Raw genomic sequence first — 19,166 nt, 5'->3', positions numbered from 1 at the left:
AGCAGTCAGGCAGCGAGCCGTCCGACGTTCGCGCGGATCCACTCGACGACCTCATTGGTCGTCGCGCCCGGGGTGAAGATCTCCGCGACACCGCTCTCCTTCAGCGGGGCGATGTCGTCCTCGGGGATGATGCCGCCGCCGAAGACCTTGATGTCCTCGGCGTCCCGCTCTCGGAGCAGCTCCAGCACCTTCGCGAAGAGCGTGTTGTGGGCCCCGGACAGGATGGACATCCCGATCGCCTCGGCGTCCTCCTGGATCGCGGTGTCCACGATCTGCTCCGGCGTCTGGTGCAGCCCGGTGTAGATGACCTCCATGCCCGCGTCACGCAGCGCGCGTGCGATGACCTTCGCCCCGCGGTCATGACCGTCGAGCCCTGGCTTGGCGACCACCACGCGGATCGGACCCGACACACTCATCACTGCCTCCATCTCGACGGGCCCCCTACGCCCGACGGCGTGGGAGGTGCCCCCACTGAGGGGGTTGGTTCTACGACGGTTCTTCGTCATCTGTCCGCCGCGGGACCGCGGAGGCCGTCCGCGACTGCCCGAGTGAACGAACGTTATCCCCAGCATCCCGCACCCTGGCGCCTCCGGTCGGCAAGCGAGGGGGAAATCACACGACGGCGGCTCCCGGGACGGACGTCCGCTCCGCGCGTCCGCACGCCCGGCGACGGACGCGCGCAGTCACGCGAGCTGTGCGCCGGCCAGGGGATGGCACCTGCCCCGGTATGCCCCTTCGTCACGTTCTCCTGGGCACTTCTCCACCATCTCTCCCCACCCACGCGGCAACCGTCGCCGGCAGCCCACGCCGCTCGCCGCACCCACCCCCCACAGCGGACCCCGCTTCTTTCCCTCCGAACGCTCGGGCCGTACTCCGCTTCGTACGAGATCGACTGCAGCGGAACGGGCCGAACTGCGTGACTGCGCCGAGCTGTTCAGCGTGTTCACCATCGCGTGCGAGAAGGGCCCGAACTCCGAGTAGCGGGGCGCGCGGGAAGCCCCCCACTCCAACACCACCCGCGCGTGGGCCCGTTGCGTCCCACCATGTCCGCACGTGGAGAGTTCTCGGCGGAACTGCCTGCATCACACCGGAGTTGAGTGGCTTCAGCTCGCCCTCGAGACCCCCACCCGAGCAGCGTCCCGGCGTCCGGCAGCCGACCCATTTCGTCGAACATTCATCGAACGCAACGCCAAATACCCGTGCGTAGAGCACCGAAAGGCCACCGAATGCCCGTTTCTCCGGGCCCCAAAACCTGTTGAAGATTGTCGTCGTCACGTACCGCCGGGTACAGTCACCGAACTGCTCCGCCCTTGCTGTCGAGGCGAAAGAGAAGTTGGTGGTGAACGACAGTCACCCGTCGGGAAGCTCATTCCCGGCCGATACCTCTCACGGCTTCTCGTACGCGGCCCCCGGCACAGGCCAGTACGAGCAGACGGCCTTCGGCACCTATGCACAGCAGGGCCACGGCCAGCCGGCTTCGTACGATGCCTACCCTTCGGGCGGCTTCGACAACCACGGCGCCTTCTACGACGAGGATCCGCTCTACGGTTCGATGTCCGGCTCCGGCACGGGCAACGACGGCGGCGCGTGGACGTCGGGCACCTACGACGCCTACTCGGGCCACGACGCCTACTCCGCCCACGGCATGTACGGCACCGGGAGCTACGACACCGGCGCGTACGACGCGAACGGGGCCTGGACGGACGCCGGATTCCCGCAATCCGCCGACGTCCCCGTCCAGCCCGGCGCGGGCCGGATGGACTTCGACTCCGGCTGGAGCAGCGGCCAGTGGGATGCCTCGCAGTGGGACACCTCGCAGTGGAACGGCCAGTGGGAGACGGGCAGCGAGTGGGGGTCCGCCGACACCAACGGCGGCTGGGACGCCTACGGTTACGACCAGGCGGCCGCGCAGAGCCCCGAGGGTGAGACGGGGGAGGCCTTCGAGGCGTACGACTCCTTCGACGCCTACGAGTCCTATGAGTCCTACGACGCGTACGAGCCCGGAACGGCCGAGAGCTACGGCGTCCAGGAGCAGCAGCAACCCTCGTACGACGACGCGGCGTTCGCCCATGACGGGGAGCCCGACGCCACCACTGCCTTCCCCGCCGTCGACGGCGGCTACGAGAACTACGACGGCTACGACGCCTACGGCACGGACTCCCCGGCCCAGTTCGGTGAGCCCGGCGGGCAGTACGACGACGTACACGGCCACGCGGCGGAAGGCCACGGGGACCTCGGTGCCCCCGACATCCGCCCCGAGCGGGACTTGAGGGTCGCGAACCTGCCCGGCAGGCGCCGCTCTCCCAGGCCCAGGCGCTCCGCACTTCTCACCGTCGCCGTCCCGTCCGTCGCTGTGATGGGGGTGGCCGCTGCCGCGGCCGCGTCCGTCGCGGGCAACGCCCCGCAGGACGACACGGCGACGCAGGCTTCCGCCCCCGTCCAGCCGGTGAACAAGAAGCTCGACACGCAGCTCGCCGGACTCTCGGCCGACGCCGACGACTTCGCGGACCGGGCCAGCCGCACCCAGGAGCGCCTGGACCTCCAGGCCCGCCAGGAGGCGGAGCGCAAGCGCAAGGCCAAGGAGGCCGCCCGCAAGGAGGCGCTGCGCCCCAAGTTCGCGCTTCCCGTCAAGGAGCACGGCCTGAGCGCCACCTACGGGCAGGCCGGTCTCAACTGGATGTCCGTGCACTCGGGAATCGACTTCCCGGTCAGCGAGGGCACCCCGGTGATGGCGGCGACCGACGGCACCGTCACCACCAAGTACGACGTGTCCTTCGGCAACATGGCCGTCGTGACGGCGCCCGACGGCACCGAGACCTGGTACTGCCACCTCAGCAGCACCAAGATCCGTGGCGGTCAGGTCAAGGCCGGCGACACCATCGGCTACTCGGGCACCTCGGGCAACTCCACCGGACCGCACCTGCACTTCGAGGTCCACCCCGGCGGCGGCGACGCCATAGACCCGCTCCCGTGGCTGCGCGGCAAGGGCCTGGACCCCCAGTAAGAACCCCGGGCAAGCCTGACGTGGATCCTTCCGGCTTCCGGCCCCTGGGTCGATCCCGCGCGGCTGTCGGGCGGTTCCCGTGCGGACCGCTGCGTCCGCACCGCGCCCTTCCGCGAGCACAGTCGTCCCCGTGCGCGCCCGCGGTCCTCGTGAGGCGCCCACGCTCCCCGTGACAGGGCCGCGCCGCCTACAGCTTCTGCACCGGCGCGTAACGCAGCAGCAGCCGCTTGGGCTTCTCACCGCCGAAGTCGATCGTCGCTTCCGCGTTGTCGCCGCTCCCCTTCACCGCGACGACCCTGCCGAGCCCGAAGGTGTCGTGCGTGACCCTGTCGCCGACCGACAGCGAGACGACGGGACGGTCCGACGTACGCCGCGTCGCGAAGCCGCTGGGCCCGCCACGCCGCTCCCCGCCGCCGACGGTGCCCGCCCGGGCGGCCAGGGACGCCCCGGCGCCCAGCCCCGAGCCGATGCCGCCGCGACCGCTCGCGCCGCCTCCGGCCGCGGCCCCAGTGCGCTTCCAGTCCACGTAGTGGTCCGGGATCTCCTCCAGGAAGCGCGACGGCGGGTTGTACGAGGGCTGCCCCCACACGCTCCGCAGCACCGACCGGGTCAGATAGAGCCGCTTACGCGCACGCGTGATGCCCACGTACGCCAACCGCCGCTCCTCCTCCAGTTCCTTCGTCTGACCCAGGGCCCTCATGTGCGGGAAGACGCCGTCCTCCATGCCCGTGAGGAAGACCACGGGGAACTCCAGCCCCTTGGCCGTGTGCAGCGTCATGAGCGTGATGACGCCGCTCTCCTCCCCCGCCTCCTCGTCCGGGATCTGGTCGGAGTCCGCGACGAGGGCGACCTGTTCCAGGAAGTCGGCGAGCGTGCCGGGCTCCTCCTCGCCCCGCTCCTGCTCGAACTCCAGGGCCACGGCGGCCAGTTCCTGAAGGTTCTCGATGCGCGTCTCGTCCTGCGGGTCGGTGGAGGACTGCAACTCGGCGAGATAGCCGGTCTGCTCCAGCACCGCCTCGAGCACGGTGGCGGGACCCGCTCCGGACTCGACGACCGTGCGCAGCTCCTCCATCAGTACGTTGAAGCGGCGCACGGCGTTGGCCGAACGTGCGGCCATCCCGTACGCCTCGTCCACGCGGGCGAGCGCCTGCGGGAATGTGATCTTCTCGCGGAGCGCCAGCGCTTCGATCATTGCCTCGGCGCGGTCGCCGATGCCGCGCTTGGGCACGTTCAGGATGCGGCGCAGCGGCACGGTGTCCTCCGGGTTGGCCAGGACCCGCAGATAGGCCAGCACGTCCCGGACTTCACGGCGCTCGTAGAAGCGGACACCGCCGACGACCTTGTACGGCAGCCCGACGCGGATGAAGACCTCTTCGAAGACACGCGACTGTGCGTTCGTGCGGTAGAAGACCGCCACGTCGCCGGCCCTGGCCTCGCCCGCGTCGGTGAGCCTGTCGATCTCGTCGGCGACGAACTGCGCTTCGTCGTGCTCGGTGTCCGAGACGTAGCCGGTGATGCGGGCGCCCGCGCCGGACTCCGTCCACAGGTTCTTCGGACGGCGGTTCTCGTTCCGCTCGATCACGGCGTTGGCGGCGCTGAGGATCGTCTGCGTGGAGCGGTAGTTCTGCTCGAGGAGGATCGTCGTGGCGTCCGGATAGTCCTCCTCGAATTGGAGGATGTTGCGGATCGTGGCGCCGCGGAAGGCGTAGATGGACTGGTCGGCGTCGCCGACCACGCACAGTTCGGCCATCGGAGGGGCCGGCCGCTCCTCCTGCTCCTCGCCGACCTCCTCGTCCTCGGCGCGGGGCTGCCGTCCGGCCGGCTCACCGGTGCCGACGAGTTCGCGCACCAGCATGTACTGGGCGTGGTTGGTGTCCTGGTACTCGTCGACGAGGACGTGGCGGAAACGGCGCCGGTAGTGCTCGGCGACGTCCGGGAACGCCTGGAGCAGATGGACCGTCGTCATGATGATGTCGTCGAAGTCCAGCGCGTTGGCCTCGCGCAGCCGCGACTGGTACATCGTGTACGCCTCGGCGAGAGTCTTCTCATAGTTGTCGGACGCCTGCCCGGAGAAGTCCTCGTCGTCGATCAGCTCGTTCTTGAGGTTGGAGATCTTGGCGCTGAACGCCTTCGGCGGATACCGCTTCGGGTCCAGGTCGAGGTCCCGGCACACCAGCGCCATCAGCCGCTTGGAGTCGGCCGCGTCATAGATCGAGAAGGACGAAGTGAAGCCGAGCTTCTTGCTCTCACGGCGCAGGATGCGTACGCACGCGCTGTGGAAGGTGGACACCCACATCGACTGGGCGCGGGGGCCGATGAGTTCCTCGACGCGCTCCTTCATCTCGCCGGCCGCCTTGTTGGTGAAGGTGATGGCGAGAATCTGCCCGGGGTGGACATGGCGTGCCGAGAGGAGATGGGCGATGCGGTGCGTGAGCACACGGGTCTTGCCCGAGCCGGCGCCCGCGACGATCAGCAGCGGCGAACCGGAGTGCACGACGGCCGCACGCTGCGACTCGTTCAGCTCCGCCAGCAGCGCTTCCGGGTCGACGACCGTACGGGGTGAGCCGCCCCGGTGGTACGACGACGAGCCTCCCGTGCCGCCTCCGTAACGGCCACCGGGGCCTTCGCCTGAGCCGTTTCCGGGGCCGCCCGAAGGCCCGTCGGAACTGCTCGGGCCGTCCTGCCCGGGGGAGGCACTGTCCTGCGCGCGCACGGGTGCGAGGTCCGCCAGAAAGCTGTCGTCGAAGAGGCTGCTCATCGTCGGAGAAGTCTAGATTGCCGCGCCGACACCGCACCGCCACCTCCCTCACGGGATAACGAACAGATATCGGACGTATCACCTAACGGCCTTCACAGACGCCCCACATCTCGCTACCGTGCCGTGCCAGGCGGTCCGCACCAATCGCCGGCGAAAGCGTCGGCACGGGCCGCCTCCGCCGAATCCGACGGTCATCCGAAGGGCTCTGCCCACGGAGCCGGGGACCCACCGCGCACGCGCAAGTCCGGCGTACGCACCCGGGGTGAATCGGGAAGTCGCACCGCGGAAGCACCGCGCACGACCCGTAGGGCAGCCTTCCGAGAGCCCGAACCCGTCAGCTAACCCGGTAGGCGGTTCACGGAAGGAGCTGCCGGTCTTGGCGTCACATCGCAAGCCGCGCGCCCGAATACTGAAGACCGCCTCGACGAAGCGCGGAGTGCTCGGGATCACCACCGCCGCGCTCGCCTCCGTCTCCCTGCTCTCCCAGAGCGCTCAGGCCGCACCGGACGACGGCAAGCCGTCGATCTCCGAGGTCAAGAAGAAGGTCGACAAGCTCTACCAGCAGGCCGAGACCTCGACGCAGAAGTACAACGCGGCCAAGGAGAAGGCGGACGCCCAGCGCAAGAAGGCGGACAGATCCCTCGACGAGGCGGCCGAGCGCACCGCGAAGCTCAACGACGCGCGCCGTACCCTCGGCAACTACGCGACGGCGCAGTACCGTTCCGGCGGCATGTCCCAGACGGCGACCCTCCTGCTCACCGAGGACCCGCAGCAGTTCTTCCAGCAGACGCACGTGCTGGACCGGATGAGCGGCCGTCAGAAGGAAGCCGTCGCCGACTTCGAGAAGCGGCAGAAGGCGGCGCAGAGCAAGCGGGAGCACGCCACCGAGGAGCTCGCGTCGCTCAACGCCTCCCAGCAGGCGCTGAAGAAGAACAAGCAGGAAGTGCAGGACAAGCTCTCCGAGGCACGGAAACTGCTGTCGAAGCTGACGGCCGAGGAGAAGGCACGCCTGGCGGCGATCGAGAAGAAGAAGCAAGAAGCGGCCCGCAAGGCCGCGGAGCGCGCCGAGGAGGCGCGCCAGGATGCGGGCAAGGGCGGCGGGGGCTCGCAGTCGGCGCAGACCGAGAAGGTCCTCGCCTACGCCAAGGCGCAGTTGGGCAAGCCGTACGTGTGGGGCGCTACGGGCCCCACCTCCTTCGACTGCTCCGGCCTGACACAGGGGGCGTGGAAGGCGGCCGGCATCTCGCTGCCCCGCACGACGTGGGACCAGGTCAAGGTAGGCACGAAGGTCGCCAAGTCCGAGATGAAGGCCGGCGACCTGGTCTTCTTCTACGACGACATCAGCCACGTCGGCATCTACGTCGGCGGCGGGCAGATGATCCACGCACCGAAGCCGGGTGCGGACGTGACCTACGAGGACGTCAGCTACATGCCGTTCCACTCGGCGGTGCGCCCGGGCTGACCGCGAGCCACCCCGTCCGTGCGCCCGGTCCGCGGCACCGCGGACCGGGCGCAACCCTGGGAGTACCGGGGGACGTACGGGGAGGTGCGGCGGCTCAACCCTCCGCCGATGAAGGCGACTTCAGGGCCTTCGTCGCGTCCGTCAGGTCCAGAGGACGGCGATGAAGATGTTCGCCACAGTCAGCGCGCCGACCGTGCCGAAGAGGGACGAGGGCACTTTCTCCTCGTCCCTCTTCACATACACCAGGCCCAGGATCACCAGGAGCAGCGTGAGCTTGATGCCGATCTTGACGTTGTTCACCGGGTCGTCGCCCGCCTGATTGAGGCCCACGAGGACCATCCCGGTCACCAGCATGGTGAGTGCGCCGTGCAGCATGCCGGGCACGAAGCGGGCCTCGTCCGCACGCATCGCCTTCATCTGGAAAAAGAAGCCGCCCAGCAGGGCCGCGATTCCGATGATGTGGAGGCCGACGAAGAGATGTATGAGTACGTCCATGGCCTGGGAGCCTAGCGACGCTCACACCGTCGCCTCCTGGGCGGGCCCGGCCGGGGTCCTCGTCACCAGCGGACGGGCAGCCGCCGTACTCCCCTCATCAGCATCCCCGGCAGCCACCGCAGGGTCGACTCGTCCGCGTCCGCCGCGATCTCCGGGCAGCGCTCCAGCAGTGAACGGACCGCTATCCGGCCCTCGAGGCGGGCCAGCGGAGCCCCCAGGCAGTAGTGCAGGCCGTGGCCGAAGGCGATGTGGCCGCGGGCGTCGCGTCGGATGTCGAAACAGTGCGGTTCCTCGAAGCGCTCCGGGTCGCGGTCGGCGTCGGCCATGGCGATCAGGACGGTCGAGCCGGCGGGCACGATCGTCCCGTCCAGCTCCACGTCCTCCAGGGCGAGGCGCTGGGTGCACGTCTCGACGGGGCCGTCGTAGCGGAGCATCTCCTCGACGGCGCCCTCCAGAAGCCCGAAGTCCGCACGAAGTTGGGCGAGTTGGTCCGGGTGCGCAAAAAGGGCGCGCATTCCGTTGCCGATGAGGTTGACCGTGGTCTCGTGGCCGGCGACGAGCAACAGCACGCACATGCCGATGAGTTCGTCGCCGGTGAGCCGATCGCCGCCGTCGTCGACCTCCTGGATCATTGCGCTGAGCAGGTCGTCGCCAGGGGTTTCCCGCTTCGTCTCGATCAGCCCGGTGAGATAGGCGGGCATCTCCTCGTACGCGCGGGCCTCCTCCTCCGCGCTGGTGGGCCCGACCATCGCGTTGGACCAGCCACGGAAGGCCTGACGGTCGAGTTCGGGTACGCCGAGCAGTTCGCAGATGACCGTCATCGGCAGCGGAAAGGCGAAAGACGCGATCAGGTCCGCACGCCGCTCCTCCTTCTCCAGCATCGCGTCGAGCAGCTCGTCGGTGATCTGCTGGACGCGCGGTCCGAGCGCGGCGATCCGGCGCGGCGTGAACGAACCCGCCACCAGGCGCCGCAGCCGGGTGTGGTCCGGCGGGTCCGTCGTCAGCATGTGGCCGATCGCCGGCAGGCCGGGGTTGAGGATCTGCCCTATGCCCCCGTGGTTCTGCCAGTCCCGACTGAGCCGGGGGTCGGTGAAGGCCGTGCGGCACGTCTCGTGCCCGACCACGAGCCACAGCTCTCTCCCGTCGGGCACGCGTACGTGGTGCACGGGTGCCTCGGCGCGGAGTGCGGCGTAGACGGGGTAGGGATCGCGTACGAAGTCCGGGCTGAGCTGGGTCAGTTCGACGATGCCGTCGGCCGCCATGAGTCCCCTCTGGTGTCGGGTCCTGGGCACGCTACTCGCCGTGATCGCGGCTCAAGAACCTCACTTTCGGACAATCGTCCACACCTCGCCCGTCTCTCCGAGGCGTTCGGAGTACGGCCCGTCCACCGCCGCGGCCCCGCCTCACACAGCCGGGTGATGAAGCGCGCCCTGCCGACAGCAGCCTGCGATTCGTAGGGCACAATGCGCCTTTCACGAACGGTGTTTGAGAGGCGGGGTTGCGCAGTGGCCGTGGACACGGCACGGGACGGGACAGGCGGCGGCAGCGGCGCGCGCGAAGAGTCCGTCCCGCTTCAGAAGTCCGCCCCGTCGGGCGCCTCTTCGGGGGCCCACTCCACCTCCTGCACCTGCGGCGACTGCCCGCACGGTGCCCGCGAGGGCCACCGGCACGCGCGTGAGGACTTCCGCCGCCGCCGCGACGAACTCGCCGCGGGCAAGGGCCTTCCCGCCGCTCTCGCGCACTCCCCGGGAGCCTCCCGTCAGTGGGTCTCCGACGAGTTGACGCGGTCCGCGCGTACGGTCGCCGAGCGCGCACGCGAAGAGGGTGCGATGCGGCTGGAGTCGCTGTGGCGGCAAACCGTCGTCGCCGTCTGGGCCGCCGTCGGCGTGCTGTTGATCGGGCAGTTGCTCACCGCGCTTTCCGCCGGCTGGACGGCCGGGCGCACCGCATCACTGATCGCCGCGGTGATCGCCGCCGGCGTCGTCTCGCTGGCCGCGTACCTGCACCGGGCGCGCGGCGGAGCGCTGGCCCCGCTCATCGGCGAGGACAACAGGCTGTCCACCTCACGCTCCGTGGCGGCGGCATGGGTGCTCCTCGCCGTGTACACCGTCCTCGTCCTGGCGCTCGAACTGGCGGGCCGCTCCGGGAAGTCCGAGCGTCGCGCCCTCATCGAGGGGCTCGAACTCTCCCGTGGCGCGGGGCTGTTGACAGTGCTCGCGCTGAGCTGCGCCGTCGCGGTCTTCGTGCGCCGCACCGTCTCGGTCCGCGTGCAGCGCCAGCGGCTCCAGAAGGTGCGTGCCGACCGGGCCCGCGCCGGCGACCTTCTCACCGACGATGCAGGCCGCGGCTCCTTCTGCGACGTGCAGTACGTCCTGGTCAGCGGGGTCGCCGTGGTGTTCGCCGGCGTTCGCCTCGCGCGGCAGCCGGACCAACTGCCGGACCTGCCCTGGAGCCTGGCCCTGCTGGTCGTGGTCTCGGCGGCGACGTATCTGACGGGCAAGTACGCCGAGGGCGGCCGTCCCGTGGTGCTTTCCGTCGTACGGGCCCGCGAGGTCGGCGACCTGCACTCGCCCATCCGCACGGGCGACGACATCGAGATCCGCGGCGCGGGCTTCGTCCCGCCGGGCGCGGGTGAACCGGACCGGCTGTCGCGGATGGTGGTCCGTGTCGGGGCGGTGCATGTGCCGGTCCCGCTGATCCCGTCCGGCAACGGATTCTCCAACCCGGCCGACGCGACGCTCACCGTGCCTGTGCCCGTGGAGGTTGAACCGGGCCGGGTCGAGATCCAGGTCGTCACCGCGGCGGGTGTGGAGACCAACCGCTACCCCATCGACGTCGCCGACTGAGCCGGAGCACCGCCAGCGCCCGGTCCGGGCGTCTCCGTGACGCCGGTGCGACCGGCCGCACCGGTGATGACCGGTCATTGTCGTGAGGGAGGGCACCGCGACAGAGCGGTGGCCGCAGGGCGGAACCCCACCCGATGTGGCCCGTTCTGTCGCGAATGCACCCACACCCTCGAAGTCTTCGGCCGTGGTTGCTGACTGAGATCGTTCAGAGAGGGTGTAACGCGGGCCACAGCCGCGTACCGTAGCGACTCGACTTCAGCCCGAGCCGAACACGCATGCGGCACAGGGGCGACTACGGAAGGTGGGACTGTCATGTCTCTGGCGGATCAAACCAGGACTGATGCGCCTGTCAGCGGCTCCCCGGGCAGTGTGCGGGCAAGAGCGTCCAAGTACGCACTGGTCCCGCTCCGTCTCTTCCTCGGAGCCACCTTCATCTTCGCGGGACTGGACAAGCTCGTCATCAACAAGGAGTTCCTCAACGGCAAGGGCGGCGACTCGCTGGCCCAGGTTCTGGAGTCCTCGCACGACGCCGCTGCGATCCCCGCAATGATCGACCTCGCGCAGAACGACCCCAAGGCATTCGGCATCGCCATCGCCGCGGGTGAAATCGCCGCCGGGCTGGGCGCGTTGGTGGGTCTGTGGACCCGCCTGGCCGCCCTCGGCGGCATGCTCATATCGCTCAGCCTGTGGCTGACGGTCAGCTGGCAGAGCGACCCGTACTACTACGGCAACGACCTCCCGTACATGATGGCCTGGGTGCCGCTGATCTTCGCCGGAGCCTCGGTGTGGTCGCTCGACATGGCCTTCTCGCGGCGACGGCGCCGAAAAGGCAGGCACATCTTCGGCTAGGGCCGAGGACCGAGCACGGTTCATGCAAGACGAGGCGGGGGTCCGCTCCGGAGGCGCGGCCTCGGGGGCTCGGCCTCCGCCTCAGTCCGTTCCGGTTCCCCCGCCGCTGCCGCCGGGCCGGGCGCCCCCCTGCCGCTCGTCGCCGTCCTGCCCGTCGTCCTTCTGCCCCTCGTCCTGTTGCCCGTCGTCCTCGTGCCCGGCTTGACGCTGCCCGTCTTCACGCTGAGGCCCGCCGGTGCCCGACGCCCCGTACCCGCCGCGCAGTTCGTCCATCGGCATCCGGCCCGGCACGCCCGGCCCCTGCGTCTTCCTCCGCCGTCCCAGAAGGCGCCGCACGGCGAAGGTCGCCACCGCTGTGAACGCCGCCGCCACCAGCGATGCCGGCACCAGCACCAGGAGCGCCCACACCGGGACCTGCCACTCCCCGAGGGCGTCCATCGCGTAGACCGCCGCGGCGCCCATCAGCATCAGGCCGAGCAGCAGCCGTGCCGGTTCGAAACGGTGCTGGTTCATCGGCGCTCCTCACTCCGCTCGTCCCCGGGCACGCTGCGCGCGGGCAGGTGGTCGGTCCGTTCACCGGAGGGAAGCACCCGCACGATCTCCAGCTGCCCCACCGTGAGGTCCACCGACAGCTTCAGCGTCCCCTCCTCGTCCTTTCCGCTGCCGGAGGGCGACAGCGTCAGCCGCTCGTGCCTGTCGACGCCGCCGATGCTCTCCACCACGAAGTGCTCCCCCTCGCGCTCGGTCCGCGAGGGCAGACGGATCTCCCCCGCGCCGACCTTCGCGTCGAGTTCGACGCGTGTGCCGCTCGGCACGATCACCTTCAGCGCCCCGGCACCGAGCCGGGCATGCGTCCGTACGGTCTTGTGGTCACCGGTGAACCGCACGTCGCCCAGGTCGAGTTCGCCCGCGCCGCCGTCGAGTTCGTAGGCGCCCGCGATGTCCGACGCGGAGGCCGGGGCCCAGGTGACCTCGCGCCAGTCCGTGCCGATGCTCTTCGGGATCAGGGAGACGCCCGCCAGCATCACCGCCGTGACGACCGTCAGGAAGACCGTGCCGAGGCCGACCCGTCCCGCGAACGCGCTGACCGCGAACCCGATTCCGTACACCGCGAGCGCACAGGCCAGTCCGATGGTGAGGCCCGTGCCGAGCGCCCGCGGATCCCAGCCGGCGACGGTCCCCGCGACCGCCGCGGCCGAGGCCAGCATCGCGAGCAGCCCGCCGAACGCCCCCTCACGGCGACGTCCCGGGCGTGGGCCACCGCCACCGCGCCCCCAGGGACGCCCGTGCGGGAAGTGCCCCCGGCCCGCTTGCGCCTCCGCCTCGTCGGGGCCCCACAGATACCCGGGCTCCCCGGCGCCGTCCTTCGTCAGGGGCTCGCGCCACCACGACGGCATCCCCGGCACGGGCGGAGCCTGCGCTTCCGGGGGTGCGTCGGCAACCGCGTGCGCCGTCGTCGGATCTACGGGGGCACCGACGGCCTCCGCGGCCGCGGCCTCCCGCCGGTGTTGCGACCAGTACGCGGCACCGGCGACAGCGCCCGCGAGCAGCACCGAGAAGGGTGTGCTGAGGCTGCCCAGCGACGCGAGGAAGAGCCCGCAGCCGACGAGCGCGACGAGGATGGCGGAGAGCGTGGTCCCCTCGACGCGGCCGGACAGCAGCCACCGCGCCTCGTTCTGCTTCTCGTCCTCCGCGGGGATCAGCAGCCATGCGGCGCCGTAGAAGACGAGGCCGAGCCCGCCGATGACGGAGAGCACGACGAGCGGTACACGGAAGATGACGGGGTCGAGGTCGAAGTACCGGCCGAGGCCCGAGCACACCCCGGCGACCGCCTTGGGACGGCGGCTCCGCGTGAGCCTGCGCCGGGGAGGGCCGGTGCCGTCCTGGCCGTCGCCTGCTCCCCCATCGGCGGCGGCGCCGGCGGCGACCGCGCGGGCGGCGGTGTCCGTACCGGCGTCGTCGCCGCGCACCGGCCCGGCCGCCGGCGGATGCTGCCGCGGCGAGTGCTCGTCGTCCTCCGTCATGCGCCCCATGGTGTCCCCTGCCTCCCGCCGGGCACATCGGGGCCCGTCCCCCACGCGACCCTGATTCCGGCGCCGCGTGCGCCGCCTCTCCGGGAGGCCACGTACGGGTCGGGATCAGGGACCACCCTGATGCCTCACACCGCACAAGCGTGTGACGATCGGTACATGACCCCCGCCTCGTCGACCGCTTCCGGCCCCGGCGACGGCGGAGCGGCCGTGGGGGTCCCCCCTGAAGGCACATCCTGGCGCAGCCAGGAAGTGCCAGGGGGAGGGCCGCCCACCGACGACGTCGCCCCGCCGCCCCCGCTGCGCAAGCTCTACCGCAGCGCCGAAGGCCGCATGCTCGGCGGCGTCGCACGGGGCCTCGCCGGGCACTTGGGGCTGCCGGTCTCCTGGGTCCGCATCGTCTTCATCGCCCTCACGGTGACCCAGGGGCTCGGCGTGCTGCTCTACGCCGCCTTCTGGTTCGTCGTGCCGCTCGGTACGGGAGGCGTCGGCCAGGACCGCAAGGCGACCACCGCCGCACCGGCCGCCGACGCGGGTTCCGTCCCGCGGATCCGTCGGGAGAGCGAGAGCACCTGGTCGCGACTGCACCTGCGCAAGCCCGACAAGGGCCAGCTCTTCGCCGTACTGGCCCTGATGGTCGGCGCCGTCGTGATCGCCGACAACCTGCAGTTCGGACGGGTCGACACCTATCTGTGGCCGGTGCTTCTGATAGGTCTCGGCGTCGTCCTGGTCTGGCGCCAGGCCGACGACGCCCGCCGCGCACACTGGGCCGAGGTCAGCCGACGCCGCGGGCTGGTGCCGCTCGCGCGCAGCGCCGCCGGTGTCGTGCTGGTGGCCGTGGGAGTGAGCGGAATCGTCGTCGTGCAGGGGTCGGCCAGGCATCTCGGCCCGGTCCTGCAGGCCGCCCTCGCCGTCCTCGTCGGAGTCGCGCTGCTCGCCGGTCCGTATCTGGTGCGGATGATGCAGGACCTGTCCGAGGAGCGGCTGATGCGCATCCGCGCACAGGAACGGGCCGAAGTCGCCGCGCACGTCCATGACTCCGTGCTGCACACCCTCACGCTGATCCAGCGCAGCGCCGACGATCCCCGCGAAGTGGCCCGCCTCGCCCGCGCCCAGGAGCGCGAGCTGCGCAACTGGCTGTACAAGCCCCGCGGCAAGGCCAAGGACGAGGACGAGAAGCCGCAGACGCTCTCCGAGTCCGTCAAGGCGACGGCGGCCGAAGTCGAGGACCATCACGGAGTGCCTATCGAGGTCGTCTGCGTCGGCGACTGCCCGCTCGACGAAGGGCTGGACGCACAGATTCAGGCCGCGCGCGAGGCGATGGTGAACGCCGCCAAGTACGGTGGCGATGGCGGCACCCCTCCCGGAGGCCATGGGGCAGGGGCGGTCCAGGTGTTCACGGAGGTGGAGGGACGCACGGTCTTCATCTCCGTACGCGACCGCGGTCCCGGTTTCGACCCGGACGCGGTGCCGGAGGACAGGATGGGCGTGCGCGAGTCCATCATCGGCCGCATGCGACGCCACGGCGGCACGGCACGGCTGCGGTCGGCGCCCGGCGAGGGGACAGAGGTGGAGCTCGAAATGGAGAGGGCGGCCCAGTCGTGACCAACGAGACACCAGGCACCGCGGAAGACGCCGGCTCGGGCACGTCCCGCCAGGTCAGCGTGGTCCTCGTCGACGACCACCGCATGTTCCGCGCGGGCGTGCAGGCGGAGATCGGCCGCACCGACGACACGGGCGTCGACGTCGTCGGGGAGGCGGGCGACGTGGAACAGGCTGTCTCCGTCATCACCGCAACGCGCCCCGACGTCGTACTCCTGGACGTCCATCTCCCCGGCGGAGGCGGCGTCGAAGTCCTGCGCCGCAGCGCCTCGATGATGGGAACCGCCGAGTCCCCGGTGCGTTTCCTCGCCCTTTCCGTGTCCGACGCGGCCGAGGACGTCATCGGCGTCATCCGTGGCGGTGCGCGCGGCTACGTCACTAAGACCATCACCGGCACCGACCTCGTCGACGCGATCTTCCGCGTCGCCGATGGGGACGCCGTCTTCTCACCGCGCCTGGCCGGCTTCGTGCTGGACGCCTTCGCATCCACCGACGCCCCGCCGCTCGACGAGGATCTCGACCGGCTCACCCAGCGCGAACGCGAGGTACTGCGTCTGATCGCGCGTGGCTACGCGTACAAGGAAGTGGCCAAGCAGCTCTTCATCTCTGTGAAGACGGTCGAGTCCCATGTCTCGGCGGTCCTGCGCAAGCTCCAGCTGTCCAACCGCCACGAACTGACCCGCTGGGCGGCCGCGCGCCGCCTGGTCTGACTCCCTCCGGCGCCCGGCACGGCGGCCGTGGCGGGCCTGCGCACGGCAGGCTCCGCGCTCCCCGCAGTCACCTCGCGTCCGGTCCGTGTGCTCATGTACCGCACACATGCTCTGGTTTCGGCTGCGGCCGATCGTCACAATGACGCAGGATGGTCGCGTGGCCCGCTCAATTTGCCGTGTAGCAGCGGCGGGCTCGTAACCGGCCGAGGCCGACCCCGGGGAATCTCGGGCCACCTGGGTGAGCTGGGGGTCTTGGCGGCTGCGGGCACGTGCGCAGAGGTGTTCGCTATGACTCAGCCACCGCAGGACGGTTACGGCGGTCCGCGGTACAGGAGGCAGCGGCCTCCCCCGCCGCCCGTGCCCCGTCAGCCCCCGCCGCAGCAACTTCAGCCGCGCCAGCCTCCGCCGCAGCCACCGACTGCCGGGTTCGGATACTGGGATTCACCGGCTCAGCAACTCCCGCCACAGCCACCGCCGCGGCCGGCGCTGCCTCCGCAGCCGCAGTGGGAGTCGATGCCGCCACCGCCACCACCGCCGTACGACTACGAGTACCTCTTCGACGAGACGTACGAGGAGCCGCCGCCGCCCGACTACGGCTACCCGCCGGCGGGGCCGCGGTGGGCCGCCCATTCGAAGAGGAAGCTCGTGGCTCTCTTCGCGGGCACGATCACCGCGGTGCTGCTCGCGGGCGGCGGCGTGTACTACATGACCGACGGCGGAGGCGGTGGGGACAGCGGCGCCAGCGCGGAGGGCGGCGGGAAGCCCGACCCGGGATCTGCCGGCGAGCGGCCCGACGGCACGAACAAGGGCGGGGCCCAGGACGAGGACGCCGGAGGCGGCGGGAAGAACGCAGGGAAGAGCTTCATCGGCACCTGGCAGTCGCGCGGCGGGGAGACGCTGACCGTGGGACGTGAGGTCCGCTCGGGCAAGTCCGCCGGCAAGAACGCCGTGGCCTACAACCGTCCCGGCCGCCTGTCCACCTGCCCCGGCGTGGGTGAGGCGCGCAAGTCCGGCGCCGCTTTCCGGCTGGCCCTCAAGTGCGTCAACGGCAATGTGAAGAGCGCCCTCACGGGCGACGCCGTCCGGTCCGGTGACAAGCTCACCGTCGAATGGGACGGAGGCAGCAAGGACACCTTCCAGCGGCAGAGCGGGCGCAACAGCGGATAGGGCGGGGCGCGCCGCCACCGGCCGGCCGGCGCTTCCCGCGGACGCGGCAGTCAGGAGCGGCGGGAACGCGGCTCGTCGGGAGCGGCCGGGACGCGGCAGTCAGAAGCGGGCCTGGACGCCGACCCGTCAGAAGCAGCCAGGACTCGGTCAGGAGCCTCCGGCCAGGGCGAGCGCCTGCCGCCCCGAGAGCGCCGAGTCGAAGGCGCGCACCTCGTCGACGGTTCCCCTGAGCCCTTGGAAGGGCGCGCCGTCGAGCAGCCCCCTGCCGACCGTGAAGTCGCCGTCGGCCGGCCAATCCCCGTCGTGCCTGGCCGTGTCCTCGAGCCTGCCGTCGACGTACAGCCGGATCTCGTTGCCCGGGTCGTCGTAGACGCCGGTGAGCTGGGTCCATCTGCCGGCCCTCGGAATCGAGTCGGAGAGGGCCACGTCCGCCACGACGTCCGAGGAGTCGTCACGGCGCAGGGCCATCGACCACCTGTCCTTCGCCGCGTCGTACTGCAGCGAGAACCCGCTCACGTCGTAGCCGTCCTGGCTGACCACGGTCTGGGTGCCGCCTTTGTCCTGCAGCTTCACACGGGCAGTGACGGAGAAGCTGGACTCGGTGTCCAGCACGGCACCTTCCGAGGAGACGTCCTGCGTCCCGTTGAACTGCAGAGCGCCGTTCACCGGCGCCGGCAGCGGGTCCCCGAAGAGTGTGCCGAGGATCCCGTTGGCCGAAGTGTCCGCCGTCGTCGCGCCCTGCACCGTGTCGAAGAGCCACTCCAGCGCCGTGTCGACAGCCGGCAGACCTCCGGCCGGTTCACCGACGCTGCCACCGGCCCGTCCGCCGCCGTTCCCGCGGGGCGGGGCGGTCTCCGTCGCCGTGACGGTCGAGGTGGCGGTGGCCGTCGCGGTCGTCGGGGAGGACCGCGGCGGCTGGGCCGGCACCTGCGAACCGCCCTGGGCGGGAGGCGGCTCGGTGCTCTGCGGGGAGCCCGGACCGAACGCCCCGGTGTAGGCGACGGCGACGACGAGCGAACACAGGCCGACCAGTGCCGCGCTCTGGAGCACGCGCTTCCTCTGGTGCCGTCTCCTGCCGTCGCCGGGACGCGGATCCGCGCCGTTGCGGCCGAGGATTCCTCCCAGGAACCGGCCCCCGGCGAACCCGCGGGACCATCGGGAGACCAAGCCCCGGAGCAATCCCGCCAGTCGGCCCTCGTACGAGCGCTCCCCTCGGCCCGCCCCGGCTCCGGCGGCGGCCCTGTCAGCGGTGTCGTCCTCCGCCCCGTGCGCGGCGCGGACGCCACCCGATGACGAAGGAAGGCTGGAGGCGGCGTACTCATGGCCGCCCCATGGGAGCAGGGCCTCCGCCAGCAGCGCGCCGCAGTGGACGTGCATCAGCCCGAGGTCGTCGACCGCCTGCGAGCAGTGTGCGCACCGCGCCAGGTGCGGCATCAGATCGGCAGCGGTCTCGATCGACTTCTGGTCCGCGTAGGCGAGCACCGTCCGCTGGAGGCGAGCGCACTCGTCCTCACGTATCTCGTCCTGGTGGATGCGCACGTAGGCGTTGTAGAAGTCCCTGCGCGCACGCCTGCCCAGCACCGATACCTCGTCGGTACCGCCGCCGAGGAGCTGGTCGATCCTCGCGACGCCGTCGTACTCGACCGCGTAGTGCCACAGCACCGTCTGGGTGTGGCCGGGAAGCGAGGCGAAGGCGCGGGCCGCCATGGATGTACAGGGGAAGTCGTCCGCCGAGGAGTCCCCGCGGCCCTCGGTGACGTAGCTCTGGATCCAGCTGACCAACTCTTCGTGCAGTTCGCCGCGTTTGGCCGTGCCGGCCCAGTCGGCCGTCGTACGCAGCACCGAGCACAGCGCATACGGACGTACGGCGCCGACGGGTATGTCGGCACGTAACGCCGTTGCGCGGCGCCATGCGTTGTCGGCCAGTTCCTCGGCCGCCGACGAACTGACGGTGCACACCGCTGCGAACGCCCTCACGGCATGGAAGTGGCGCCGCTCCAGCTCACGGAGCGCGTCGCGGGACGACTCGCCCTCCTCCCGCACCAGCGGGAGGAGTTCCGCGTCAGACAGTCGCGCGCATTCCATCCGTGCGTTCAATCCCCATAGTCGACGGCGTCCCGATCACAGGACGAATGCTCAGAGTGCATAGCCGATAACAGTACGAGGATACGACGTACCGGCGACCGAATCGGCTCCATCGCGCGGGTCCGGGGAAGACGCCCGAAAAGGCCACAGGCATAACG

14 protein-coding genes and 1 riboswitch are annotated in these 19,166 nt (G+C 70.7%); of the genes, 7 read left to right on the top strand and 7 right to left on the bottom strand.

Going from position 1 to position 19,166, the window contains the following annotated elements:
- Positions 1-5: 5 nt before the first annotated feature.
- The gene (gene icmB / locus I004_RS0100740) at positions 6-416 is read right to left on the bottom strand and encodes a coenzyme B12-dependent isobutyryl CoA mutase small subunit (protein ID WP_028433932.1); all 411 of its coding nucleotides are present in this window, start codon (positions 414-416) and stop codon (positions 6-8) included.
- A 923-nt stretch (positions 417-1,339) separates the two neighbouring features.
- Here icmB and I004_RS37865 point away from each other — a divergent pair.
- Positions 1,340-3,004: a M23 family metallopeptidase gene (locus tag I004_RS37865; RefSeq protein WP_486579628.1), complete on the top strand. Its 1,665-nt coding sequence runs from the start codon at positions 1,340-1,342 to the stop codon at positions 3,002-3,004.
- A 187-nt stretch (positions 3,005-3,191) separates the two neighbouring features.
- Here the strand turns inward: I004_RS37865 and pcrA are convergent, their stop codons facing one another.
- On the bottom strand, positions 3,192-5,762 hold the full coding sequence (pcrA, locus tag I004_RS0100730) for a DNA helicase PcrA (RefSeq protein WP_028433930.1): 2,571 nt from the start codon (positions 5,760-5,762) through the stop codon (positions 3,192-3,194).
- A 166-nt stretch (positions 5,763-5,928) separates the two neighbouring features.
- Positions 5,929-6,131, top strand: a riboswitch (cyclic di-AMP (ydaO/yuaA leader).
- A gap of 7 nt (positions 6,132-6,138) precedes the next feature.
- Between pcrA and I004_RS0100725 the strand changes: the two genes are divergently transcribed.
- Complete coding sequence (locus I004_RS0100725; protein WP_028433929.1) at positions 6,139-7,224, top strand: NlpC/P60 family protein; 1,086 nt, start codon at positions 6,139-6,141, stop codon at positions 7,222-7,224.
- Positions 7,225-7,365: 141 nt separating this feature from the next.
- Here I004_RS0100725 and I004_RS0100720 read toward each other — a convergent pair whose 3' ends face one another.
- Both I004_RS0100720 and I004_RS0100715 read right to left on the bottom strand, forming a co-directional pair.
- The gene (locus tag I004_RS0100720; RefSeq protein WP_028433928.1) at positions 7,366-7,719 is read right to left on the bottom strand and encodes a hypothetical protein; all 354 of its coding nucleotides are present in this window, start codon (positions 7,717-7,719) and stop codon (positions 7,366-7,368) included.
- Positions 7,720-7,781: 62 nt separating this feature from the next.
- Positions 7,782-8,981 (bottom strand): cytochrome P450, encoded by a 1,200-nt coding sequence (locus I004_RS0100715; RefSeq protein ID WP_028433927.1) that lies wholly within the window; start codon positions 8,979-8,981, stop codon positions 7,782-7,784.
- 243 nt (positions 8,982-9,224) lie between these two features.
- Between I004_RS0100715 and I004_RS31310 the strand changes: the two genes are divergently transcribed.
- Together I004_RS31310 and I004_RS0100705 are read left to right on the top strand one after the other, a co-directional pair.
- Positions 9,225-10,565 (top strand): hypothetical protein, encoded by a 1,341-nt coding sequence (locus tag I004_RS31310; protein WP_078510708.1) that lies wholly within the window; start codon positions 9,225-9,227, stop codon positions 10,563-10,565.
- Between the two features lie 312 nt (positions 10,566-10,877).
- Positions 10,878-11,414: a DoxX family membrane protein gene (locus I004_RS0100705; RefSeq protein ID WP_028433926.1), complete on the top strand. Its 537-nt coding sequence runs from the start codon at positions 10,878-10,880 to the stop codon at positions 11,412-11,414.
- An 81-nt stretch (positions 11,415-11,495) separates the two neighbouring features.
- On the opposite strand, the gene I004_RS39745 is transcribed toward I004_RS0100705, so the two are convergent.
- Together I004_RS39745 and I004_RS31300 are read right to left on the bottom strand one after the other, a co-directional pair.
- Complete coding sequence (locus I004_RS39745) at positions 11,496-11,927, bottom strand: hypothetical protein (protein WP_199779304.1); 432 nt, start codon at positions 11,925-11,927, stop codon at positions 11,496-11,498.
- Positions 11,924-13,438, bottom strand: a complete 1,515-nt coding sequence (locus I004_RS31300; protein WP_051344555.1) for a PspC domain-containing protein — start codon at positions 13,436-13,438, stop codon at positions 11,924-11,926. Before I004_RS31300 ends, I004_RS39745 begins: the two co-directional genes overlap by 4 nt.
- Before the next feature lie 165 nt (positions 13,439-13,603).
- On the opposite strand from I004_RS31300, the gene I004_RS0100690 reads away from it, so the two are divergent.
- From I004_RS0100690 to I004_RS0100680, 3 genes are all read left to right on the top strand, one after another.
- A complete protein-coding gene (locus I004_RS0100690; protein ID WP_078510706.1) occupies positions 13,604-15,049 on the top strand; it encodes a PspC domain-containing protein in 1,446 nt (481 codons plus the stop codon).
- Complete coding sequence (locus I004_RS0100685; protein ID WP_028433924.1) at positions 15,046-15,756, top strand: response regulator transcription factor; 711 nt, start codon at positions 15,046-15,048, stop codon at positions 15,754-15,756. The genes I004_RS0100690 and I004_RS0100685 overlap by 4 nt, the downstream gene beginning before the upstream one ends.
- Before the next feature lie 288 nt (positions 15,757-16,044).
- Positions 16,045-16,923, top strand: coding sequence for a hypothetical protein (locus I004_RS0100680; RefSeq protein ID WP_158676972.1), 879 nt, complete (start codon positions 16,045-16,047; stop codon positions 16,921-16,923).
- Positions 16,924-17,070: 147 nt separating this feature from the next.
- On the opposite strand, the gene I004_RS0100675 is transcribed toward I004_RS0100680, so the two are convergent.
- Complete coding sequence (locus I004_RS0100675) at positions 17,071-19,008, bottom strand: LamG domain-containing protein (RefSeq protein ID WP_028433922.1); 1,938 nt, start codon at positions 19,006-19,008, stop codon at positions 17,071-17,073.
- Positions 19,009-19,166: the final 158 nt, after the last annotated feature.

Source organism: Streptomyces sp. TAA486, assembly GCF_000426165.1.
Note: the sequence above shows the minus strand (reverse complement) of the source record. Positions and strands in the feature narration are given on the sequence as shown.

Coding starts and splice junctions, on each gene's coding strand:
- icmB (WP_028433932.1), bottom strand. CDS start 416: ATGAGTGTGTCGGGTCCGATCCGCGTGGTGGTCGCCAAGCCAGGGCTC.
- pcrA (WP_028433930.1), bottom strand. CDS start 5,762: ATGAGCAGCCTCTTCGACGACAGCTTTCTGGCGGACCTCGCACCCGTG.
- I004_RS0100720 (WP_028433928.1), bottom strand. CDS start 7,719: ATGGACGTACTCATACATCTCTTCGTCGGCCTCCACATCATCGGAATC.
- I004_RS0100715 (WP_028433927.1), bottom strand. CDS start 8,981: ATGGCGGCCGACGGCATCGTCGAACTGACCCAGCTCAGCCCGGACTTC.
- I004_RS0100705 (WP_028433926.1), top strand. CDS start 10,878: ATGTCTCTGGCGGATCAAACCAGGACTGATGCGCCTGTCAGCGGCTCC.
- I004_RS39745 (WP_199779304.1), bottom strand. CDS start 11,927: ATGAACCAGCACCGTTTCGAACCGGCACGGCTGCTGCTCGGCCTGATG.
- I004_RS31300 (WP_051344555.1), bottom strand. CDS start 13,438: ATGACGGAGGACGACGAGCACTCGCCGCGGCAGCATCCGCCGGCGGCC.
- I004_RS0100690 (WP_078510706.1), top strand. CDS start 13,604: ATGACCCCCGCCTCGTCGACCGCTTCCGGCCCCGGCGACGGCGGAGCG.
- I004_RS0100680 (WP_158676972.1), top strand. CDS start 16,045: ATGACTCAGCCACCGCAGGACGGTTACGGCGGTCCGCGGTACAGGAGG.
- I004_RS0100675 (WP_028433922.1), bottom strand. CDS start 19,008: ATGGAATGCGCGCGACTGTCTGACGCGGAACTCCTCCCGCTGGTGCGG.